Source organism: Planococcus sp. RAB007_Raresut, from assembly GCF_057369535.1.
Window position 1 is genome coordinate 1 of sequence record NZ_JBXYIF010000254.1, and the last position, 240, is coordinate 240.

Here is a 240-nt window from a genome sequence, read left to right on the forward strand (position 1 = left end):
AAATCAGCCTGTTTGCCGGATTGATAAAATGCGGCGAGTGTGGGAAGTCGCTGACGGTACGCTACACAAACGCAAAACATCCCCAGCGGATTTATTCCTGCAAGACCTACAATGCCTTTGGAAAGAACCACTGCACCCAGCACCGGATTGATTATGACACCCTTTACAGCCATGTGCTGCGGAAAATCCGGGAATGTGCCAGAGCTGCCCTGATGGACGGGGAAGCGGTTGCCGACCGCC

General features: G+C 53.8%; 1 protein-coding gene. It reads left to right on the forward strand.

What is annotated here, in order from left to right; all coding sequences use genetic code 11:
* Positions 1 to 20: 20 nt before the first annotated feature.
* On the forward strand, positions 21 to 240 hold a 220-nt coding region (locus AC2Q9J_RS18455; RefSeq protein WP_499042186.1), incomplete at its 3' end, for a recombinase zinc ribbon domain-containing protein.